Origin of the sequence: Mesorhizobium sp. M2A.F.Ca.ET.039.01.1.1 (genome assembly GCF_003998035.1) — a bacterium.
Lineage (GTDB): Bacteria > Pseudomonadota > Alphaproteobacteria > Rhizobiales > Rhizobiaceae > Mesorhizobium.
On record NZ_RZRY01000449.1, the window covers coordinates 1 to 5331 of the forward strand.

General features: G+C 66.5%; 4 protein-coding genes and 2 pseudogenes. 5 read left to right on the forward strand and 1 reads right to left on the reverse strand.

Annotated features, from left to right (window positions below; all coding sequences use genetic code 11):
- Positions 1-120, reverse strand: a pseudogene (locus EOA24_RS43285) (class II aldolase); the annotation flags it as partial.
- A 193-nt stretch (positions 121-313) separates the two neighbouring features.
- Between EOA24_RS43285 and EOA24_RS26440 the strand changes: the two are divergent.
- From EOA24_RS26440 to EOA24_RS26460, 5 genes and pseudogenes are all read left to right on the forward strand, one after another.
- A complete protein-coding gene (locus tag EOA24_RS26440) occupies positions 314-1096 on the forward strand; it encodes a DeoR/GlpR family DNA-binding transcription regulator (protein WP_127257979.1) in 783 nt (260 codons plus the stop codon).
- On the forward strand, positions 1093-2472 hold the full coding sequence (locus EOA24_RS26445) for a carbohydrate kinase (protein ID WP_127410226.1): 1380 nt from the start codon (positions 1093-1095) through the stop codon (positions 2470-2472). Before EOA24_RS26440 ends, EOA24_RS26445 begins: the two co-directional genes overlap by 4 nt.
- Positions 2469-4025: a sugar ABC transporter ATP-binding protein gene (locus tag EOA24_RS26450; protein ID WP_127410227.1), complete on the forward strand. Its 1557-nt coding sequence runs from the start codon at positions 2469-2471 to the stop codon at positions 4023-4025. The genes EOA24_RS26445 and EOA24_RS26450 overlap by 4 nt, the downstream gene beginning before the upstream one ends.
- Positions 4022-5020 carry a ribose ABC transporter permease gene (locus tag EOA24_RS26455; protein WP_126079815.1) on the forward strand — a complete coding sequence of 333 codons (999 nt, stop codon included), beginning with the start codon at positions 4022-4024 and terminating at the stop codon, positions 5018-5020. The genes EOA24_RS26450 and EOA24_RS26455 overlap by 4 nt, the downstream gene beginning before the upstream one ends.
- A gap of 83 nt (positions 5021-5103) precedes the next feature.
- Positions 5104-5331: pseudogene (locus tag EOA24_RS26460) on the forward strand (ABC transporter); the annotation flags it as partial.

The window sequence follows — 5331 nt, forward strand, 5'->3', positions numbered from 1 at the left end:
GTCGCCTGCCTTCAGCGATGTGTTGCCGCCGGCTGCCTGGGTCAGGTGCGGATCGGCGCCGATGGCGGCCGAAAGCGCCCGCAAGGCAGCCAGCTCCTGCGCATCAACTGTGGTCGCCATGGCGATCTTCCTCCAACGGCTCGGTCGGTCTCGCACGATCTCCCGTCACGGGAGAATGATTGGTGATGATATCGCAGATGCGAGCGATCTACGTCAACTGTGATCTACTATCATCAAAACTGGCTTGCATTCCGCCCGATGTTGAGTAAGTTGCACCAATTGCCGTGCAAATGGCATTGTCGGGAGGAAAAAGTTGAGCGACTCCGGCCGCCAGCGTCAGATCGTCGAGCTATTGCGGGACCGGCCGTTCGCCTCGGTGCGCGAGCTGCAGGAGCGTCTCGGCGTCTCGGCGGCGACGGTCAGGCGCGACATCGACAAGATCGACGAGGCTGGCGAGGCCAGGAAGGTCTATGGCGGCATCTCGGCGCTCGACGGCGCCTCGCAAGCCGGCATCGCCTATGCCAGGCCCTATGACGAGAACCGAGATCTGGCGGTCGATGCCAAACGGCAGATCGCCGCTGTCGCCGCCACCATGGTGCGCGACGGCGATGCGGTCATCGTCAATGGCGGCTCGACCTGCTTCCATCTCGGCGTCAAGCTCGCCGACCGCAACATCCGCCTCTTCACCAATTCCATGCCGCTCGCCGCCTATCTCAGCGACCATGGCCACTGCAGCCTGACCATCGCCGGCGGCGATCTGCACCGCGAACCCGGCATCATCCATTCGCTCACCCAGGCCACGCCCTTCTATGCCTCGAAGTTCTTTCTCGGCGCGCAGGGCCTCGGCCATGAGGGCGTGCTGGAATCGCATCCGCTGCTGGTGCGCTCGATCGTCGATCTCAGTCTCTGCGCCGACCAGATCGTGGTGCTGGCCGACAGCCGCAAGCTGTCGATCCATGCCCGCAACGTCGCGCTGCCGCTGTCGCGCATCGGCACGCTGGTGACCGATGACGGCCTTTCCGACGCCGATGCGCGCATGCTGGAAGATGCCGGCGTCACCGTGCGTATCGCCTCGCCTTCGGGAGCCGTCCAGTGAAGATGGCGGTGCTCGATTTCGGCAAGACCAACTCGAAGCTGTTCGTCTTCGGGCAGGACGGGCGCATCGTCGACGAACGGCGCACGAAACCCGACTGGATAGGTAAGGGCGGCCTCAGTGTGCTTGACGAAGCGGCGCTGCATGACTGGGCGCTGGACGCCGTCAACAAAGCCGCCGATGCCCACGGCATCGGAGGTCTGATGGTGTCGGGCCATGGCTGCACCTTCGCGCTGGTCGACGATACGGCGCTGACGCATCCGATCCTCGACTATGAGCAGGAGCCGCCGGCCGATATCGCCGCGCGGATCGATCGCCGCATTCCCGATTTCGCCGAGACCTTCTCGCCGCGCCTGCCGCTCGGCTTCAACTATGGCCGCCACATGTTGTGGCTGAAGGAAGTGGAGCCCGGCGCCTTCTCGGCGGCGAAGGCGATCCTCGGCTATCCGCAATATTGGAGCTGGCGCTTCGGCGGCCGCGCCGTTTCGGAGGTCTCCTATCTCGGCTGCCACTCGCATCTGTGGGCGCCGCGCAAGCGCGACTTCTCCTCGCTGGTCGACGCCGAGGGCTGGCGTGGTCAAATGCCCGCCTTCGCGCGCGCCGGCGCCGTGACCGGCGAGCGGCGCTTTGGCCGGGCCGGCAAGCCGGTCGCCATTCACAACGGCGTCCATGACAGCAACGCCGCGCTCCATGCCTATCGCCGGCAGGAACTCGGGCCGCTCACCGTAGTGTCGACCGGCACCTGGGTGATCGTGCTCAACCCGGACTGCCCGCTCGAGGCGCTCGACCGCGAACGCGACATGCTGGTCAATGTCGATGTTGATGGCGGCCCGGTGCCCACGATCCGCTTCATGGGCGGGCGCGAATTCGCAGCGATCAGCGGCAATTGGGGGGGCTCGATCGCGCCGGCCTCGATACAGCGCGCGATCGTCGCCGGCACCATGGCCCTGCCGAGCTTTGCCCCGGGCGGACCGCTGTCGGGCCTGACGGGCGAAATCGTCGGACCGGTTTCCGATGCCGAGGAGCGCGCGGCCGTGGCACTGCTCTACGTGGCATTGATGATCGATCTGTCGCTCGATCTGATCCGTTCAAGCAACACCGTCATCGTCGATGGCGGGCTGAACGCCAGCGGTCTGCTTGTCGCCCTCCTGGCCGCGCTGCGGCCGGGCCAACCCTTCATGCAGGGCGCCACGCTGGAAGGCAGCGCCACGGGCGCGGCCGCGCTCGCCTTCGAGAGCGTTGGCCGCGAGTTCGCCGCCGAGACTCCGGAGCCGGTACGCGCCGCGGACTTCAAGGGTCTGGACCGCTACCGCGACGACTGGCGTGCCCTCATTGCCGGACGCCACATAGCAGGCGCGGCGGCAGGAGGTGCGCAATGACCGCCGCCGCCCGTGTCGAGGCGCCGCAAAGGCCGGTGCTGGAGATGCGCCACATCTCCAAGACCTTCGGTCCCGTCCGCGCCCTGCAGGACGTATCGCTCACCGTCAATGCCGGCGAGCTGCATGCGCTGATGGGCGAGAACGGCGCCGGCAAATCGACGCTCATGAAGGTGCTGTCCGGCGCCTATCGGCCGGATGCCGGCGGCGAGATCCTGATCGACGGCACGCCGGTCGCCACCGGCGATCCGATCAAGGCCCGCGCCCAGGGCATCGCCGTCATCTACCAGGAACTTTCGCTGGCGCCGAACCTGACGGTGGCGCAGAACATCTTCCTCGGCAACGAGCCGCGCAGGTTCGGCATCGTCGATCGCGACCAGTGCAACCGCCGCGCCAGGGAAATCGTCGAGCGGCTCGGCGTTTCCTTTTCGGCGCGCGCCCTGGTCTCCAGCCTGTCGCTCGGCGAGCGCCAGCTGGTCGAGATCGCCCGCGCGCTGTCGACCAGTGCCCGCATCATCGTCATGGACGAGCCGACCACCTCGCTGACCTCGCGCGAAACCGACCGCCTGTTCGAGGTGATCGCGACGCTGAAGGCGCAGGGCATCGCCATCATCTACATCAGCCATCGCATGGAAGAGGTCTACCAGCTCGCCGATCGGGTCAGCGTATTGCGCGACAGCGGCTATGTCGGCACCCTCGAGCGCGCCGACCTCAACGCATCGCGCCTGGTCTCGATGATGGTCGGCCGCGATCTCTCGGCCTTCTACAAGAAGGATCACCGGCCGCCGGACCGACAGCGCCGCGTGGCGCTGTCGGTGCGCGGCATGTCGGACGGCGGATTGCTGAAGGACTGCTCGTTCGATCTTCACCACGGCGAAGTCCTGGCGCTGGCGGGGCTGGTCGGTTCCGGCCGCACCGAGCTTGCCCGGCTGATCTTCGGCGCCGACCGCCGCAGTGCAGGCGAGTTGGAACTCGACGGCAAGCCCCTTGCCATTGCTTCGCCGCGCGAGGCGCTGGAGGCCGGCATTGCCTACCTCACCGAGGACCGCAAGGAGCTCGGCCTGTTCCTCGACATGTCGATCGCGGACAACATCAATATGGGCGTGCTTGCGAAGGACGCGCGCGCCGGCGGTTTTCGCGATTTCACCGCCGCCGACAGGCGCGCGGCAAAGGCTATTGCGGACCTCTCGATCCGCACGCGCTCGGCGCAGGCCAATGCCGGCTCGCTGTCGGGCGGCAACCAGCAGAAGGTGCTGCTTGCCCGCCTGCTGGAGACCGAGCCCAAGGTCGTCATCCTCGACGAGCCGACGCGCGGCGTCGACGTCGGCGCCAAGTCGGAGATCTACCGGCTGATCGACAGCCTTGCTGGCAGGGGCATCGCCATCCTGATGATCTCCAGCGAGCTGCCCGAAGTGATCGGCGTAGCCGACCGCGTGCTGGTGATGCGCGACGGCGCCATCGCCGGCGAGGTGACGGCGTCGGAGGGCAGACCGCTGCGTCAGGAAGAGATCATGGAACTTGCGACGGGAGCGGCCCAGGAAGGACCGACAAGATGACCGACAGCTCAACGGTGGCGAAATCGGCGGATCAGGCAGTGGTCAGGAGCCGGCGGCTGCGCACGGCCTTCGCCGCGCTCGGCATGCTGCCGGTTCTGGTGCTGCTTGCCGTCGGCTTCCAGTTCATCAACCCGCGCTTCCTTACCGGCACCAACCTGCTCATCGTCAGCCAGCAGTCGTCGATCAATATCGTGCTCGCCGCCGGCATGACCTTCGTCATCCTCACCGGCGGCATCGACCTCTCCGTCGGCTCGATCCTCGCCGCCTCGGCGATGGTCGCGGTGCTGGTGTCGCTGGTGCCGGACTGGGGCATGCTCGGCATTCCGGCCGCCATTCTGCTCGGCCTCGGCTTCGGCGTCATCAACGGGCTGCTTGTCGCCTATATCAAGCTGCCGCCCTTCATCGTCACGCTGGGCTCGCTCACCGCCGTGCGCGGCGTCGCCCGCCTGCTCGGCGAGGACACGACGGTGTTCAATTCCGACCTGCCTTTCGATTTCATCGGCAATGGCTCGCTGTTCGGCATTCCGTGGCTCGTCATCATCGCGCTGACGGTGGTGGTGCTGTCCTGGCTGGTGCTCAAGCGCACCGTGCTCGGCACCTGGATCTATGCCGTGGGCGGCAATGCCGAGGCGGCGCGCCTCACCGGCATCAAGGTGCCGCTGGTGCTGCTCTTCGTCTATGGCGTGTCGGGCCTGCTCGCGGGTCTCGGCGGCGTCATGTCGGCGGCCAGGCTCTACGCCGCCAACGGCCTGCAACTCGGCCAGTCCTACGAGCTCGACGCCATCGCCGCCGTCATTCTCGGCGGCACCAGCTTCGTCGGCGGCGTCGGGTCGATCTGGGGCACGCTGATCGGCGGCCTCATCATCGCCGTGCTCTCCAACGGGCTCATTTTGGCCGGTGTCTCGGACATCTGGCAGTACATCATCAAGGGTTTGGTCATCATCGTGGCGGTCGCCCTCGACCGTTACCGGCTCCAGGCCGGAGCAAGAACGTGATTGACCTTGGTCGCCGGCCAAGATGAGCCGGATTGTGTGTAACGCACCGTGAGAGGCGCGGGGCAATCGGAGGAAGCAAGTAAATGAAGACCATCGCCAAACTTCTCTGCGGCACGGCCCTCGCGGCCCTCGCCGTCGCGCCGGCATCGGCCAAGGACCTCAACAAGGTCGGCATCTCGGTCGGCCTGCTCGGCAACCCCTTCTTCGTCGCCACCATCAAGGGCATCGAGGACGCGGCCAAAAAGATCAATCCGAAGGTCGAGGTGACGTCCGTCTCGGCAGACTACGACCTCAACAAGCAGGTCTCGCAG

Coding starts and splice junctions, on each gene's coding strand:
- EOA24_RS26450 (WP_127410227.1), top strand. CDS start 2,469: ATGACCGCCGCCGCCCGTGTCGAGGCGCCGCAAAGGCCGGTGCTGGAG.
- EOA24_RS26455 (WP_126079815.1), top strand. CDS start 4,022: ATGACCGACAGCTCAACGGTGGCGAAATCGGCGGATCAGGCAGTGGTC.